This window comes from Tardiphaga sp. (assembly GCF_028290495.1).
Taxonomy (GTDB): domain Bacteria; phylum Pseudomonadota; class Alphaproteobacteria; order Rhizobiales; family Xanthobacteraceae; genus Tardiphaga.
On record NZ_JAQGJT010000203.1, the window covers coordinates 1 to 2528 of the forward strand.

The following is a 2528-nucleotide window of genomic DNA, read 5'->3' on the forward strand; positions in this document are numbered from 1 at the left end:
GCTCTCGATCCATTGACGATCGAGCGCATAGCATCTCTGGTCTATGATCTTGAGCGACAGCTTGCCGCTAAGCATTAGCGTGGATCATTTCGGCGGCTTGTCTCCCTGCTCGATGGGGTAACTTTTAACGAGCCGCCGCCAAAAATTTTCTCTGCCGGGCCACGCACCCTAACCGCCGGGTTTTCTTTGAACCTTGCATGGTATCGATCTGACACATCATCGCTGGGGGATTTTAGGGCCCAGTAATTGGCCAGCGTCGCCGGAACGATATACTACGCCCAACGCGACGTTGTGCGTGTGGCGCAAGCACACCGAGACTAGCCTGCGGCAATGGGTCTGCCTGAAGTGCGAAGCCCCAGATCCGATCGAGATCGCTGAAGGCTGGACCAAGGGGGAACTCAGACCCGCCTGAGTGACTGATGCGGGGACAGTCCCGCTTGCTGCGTCCACAGCAACCGGCTGGATGTTTCTGCAGTGCCTGCATCGAAAGGCGCGGCGCGGAACCTCCGTCATTCCCAGATAGAGATTAGCCTTCTCCATCAGCTACCCGCACAGCAATCAACCGCGCTAACCGGCGGGTTTTCTTTGCGGCACACGCTGTCGGCAATCGGGTGGCTCGTGATCTCTGGCCTCCTATGGTGTTCCTGACACCATAGGAGTGCGACATGCGCAAGTTTCATTCTATTGCGGCTTTATGCGGCGACGGCCTACGGCCTGAACTTAAGGCACTGTTTGATCGACTGGCGATCGATCCGCACACAGAACTTTTTGTTAGAACGGACGGGATGCTTCAGTCAGGCCCCGATCCGGTATCGGAAGGACCAAAAGCAACTTCCGACGCTGCTAAACGAGTGGCCTAATTTGAACCTGCGAGTGGCGTAGTTCGGTCGGTGTCCGATTTTGCTTGAACCTAAATTCTGCCGACCGGACGAACTTGCGGGCGGCGGCAGATTCGAGGGCGTCATGGCAGCGATCGCACGAATTTTTGCACGGGCCTTTCCGGCAACAGCAGGCTCAACCCAGACATTCGAAATCATCGCGATATTTTGCGGGCTGGGCCTATTGGCGTCGCTTTGGGTGGCCAGTTACGGGCTGGACCTGAGCGTCGGGTTCTTTTGACCCGGCAGTCTGGCTCACCCTGATCCGTGGCGGCCGGACCAGCTTGGGTTTTACCATCAGGTAACAAGCCTTGGGCCCGCTTATCGCCCTACTCCAGCGGCTTGTCATCCTCAGTCGAAGGCGCGGCTTCCAACGAGCAGATATCGCCGCCGCCGAAGTCCTCTTCCGGCGGAGGGAAGGATGGCGGCGAATTCTTGTTGATGCGATCAATCTCGTTCATGAGGACGGCTGCGTCATCAGCGGCACCTATGCCGAGACCTTCCTGCAATTTTCCCTCAAGAGCCGCGGGCGCGTTGGTCTCAAAGTCCCAGACCACCCATCCGTTGTCGAATAGACGCAGCTCGTAGCGCATCCAAAGAATCCCTCAGTAAGGCTTAGACGTTGGGCTGGGCTGGTCTGGTTTGCTGTTCCATTTCTTCCGCAGGATCCGTAGGGGCAGGAACGGCTTGCCTATCGCGCGCGCCTTGGTCTGGATACCATTGATACTGCGATTCAATGCCGCCGACGCACGTATTAGGGTTGCTCCGCTTTCTACTAAGATCGCGAGTTTTTTGAGCTCGTCGTCAGTCCACGACACTTTCGTCGGATGCTTCGCCATGGGGGTCCCTGCTCGATCAATCCCTAGATTTCTGCCATCGGATTTTTGCCGACAAAGAAGGAAAGGCCCCGCCGTTTACCAGTTTGGGGGAGGCGCGCGAGCGGGGCCTGACACGCCAGACTTGGGGCTGGCGCGATGGTCTAATACGGAATTTTACGTTGGGTTCCTCAGCTCGGAGGGCTGCCGCTTTGCTTTTTTCAGTTCGTTTCCCCGCCTAGCGCGGTTTTGTTTCCCTCTGCCCTGCCCGGGGCAGAGACATGAACCTCGTGACCCTCGCGGAGTGCGAGCGATGCGGCCGCGACTGCTGCCTCAAATGCCGATTCCTTTGTGATGAAATCGCCCTCCAACTCGCCGTCATGAAGCACACTCCATGTCTTTCCCGTGGCGACGATTGAATAAGTCGCGAGCCCCATTATCGCCTCCCTAATGGGTATTCGTGTCATTCCATTTTTCCAGGTCGGGCTTAGATTTTGGCGGGCCCTGGTCTTTCTCCGGCACGCCGTCCCATGGCTTGTCTGTCTGTTTTGAACTTGGCCAGTCTGTCTGCTGGCGGGGATCGTCCTTCGCTGGTTCCTTTGACATGTTGCTTTCTACTTTCCGCCGCCGATGTTCCGACAGGCTTCGAGTGGCCCCGCATTTAAACGCGTCCCTCCAGTTGTCGTTCCGCAGCCTTGGCTACGACGGCCGAGCCGCCCTAGCCTCTCGCAGAAGATCGCCGAAGGAGGCCTGTCCGTCCCGCCTACTGGAAATCCTGCGGCACCTCGCCGTAGCGCGCCAGCACCACCGGCGCGTCAAAGTCGCCGAACTCCGG

The 2528-nt window shown here is 58.0% G+C and carries 5 protein-coding genes; 2 read left to right on the forward strand and 3 right to left on the reverse strand.

Going from position 1 to position 2528, the window contains the following annotated elements; genetic code table 11:
- The first annotated feature begins 665 nt into the window (after positions 1-665).
- Together JWQ24_RS27965 and JWQ24_RS27970 are read left to right on the forward strand one after the other, a co-directional pair.
- Positions 666-860: a hypothetical protein gene (locus JWQ24_RS27965; RefSeq protein ID WP_299815700.1), complete on the forward strand. Its 195-nt coding sequence runs from the start codon at positions 666-668 to the stop codon at positions 858-860.
- 103 nt (positions 861-963) lie between these two features.
- Positions 964-1119 carry a response regulator gene (locus JWQ24_RS27970; protein ID WP_299815703.1) on the forward strand — a complete coding sequence of 52 codons (156 nt, stop codon included), beginning with the start codon at positions 964-966 and terminating at the stop codon, positions 1117-1119.
- Between the two features lie 88 nt (positions 1120-1207).
- Here JWQ24_RS27970 and JWQ24_RS27975 read toward each other — a convergent pair whose 3' ends face one another.
- The 3 genes from JWQ24_RS27975 to JWQ24_RS27985 all read right to left on the reverse strand — a co-directional run bounded on the left by JWQ24_RS27975 (position 1208) and on the right by JWQ24_RS27985 (position 2130).
- Complete coding sequence (locus JWQ24_RS27975; RefSeq protein WP_299815706.1) at positions 1208-1471, reverse strand: hypothetical protein; 264 nt, start codon at positions 1469-1471, stop codon at positions 1208-1210.
- A gap of 12 nt (positions 1472-1483) precedes the next feature.
- Positions 1484-1717 carry a hypothetical protein gene (locus JWQ24_RS27980; protein WP_299812615.1) on the reverse strand — a complete coding sequence of 78 codons (234 nt, stop codon included), beginning with the start codon at positions 1715-1717 and terminating at the stop codon, positions 1484-1486.
- A gap of 197 nt (positions 1718-1914) precedes the next feature.
- On the reverse strand, positions 1915-2130 hold the full coding sequence (locus JWQ24_RS27985) for a hypothetical protein (RefSeq protein ID WP_299815708.1): 216 nt from the start codon (positions 2128-2130) through the stop codon (positions 1915-1917).
- Positions 2131-2528 lie beyond the last annotated feature (398 nt).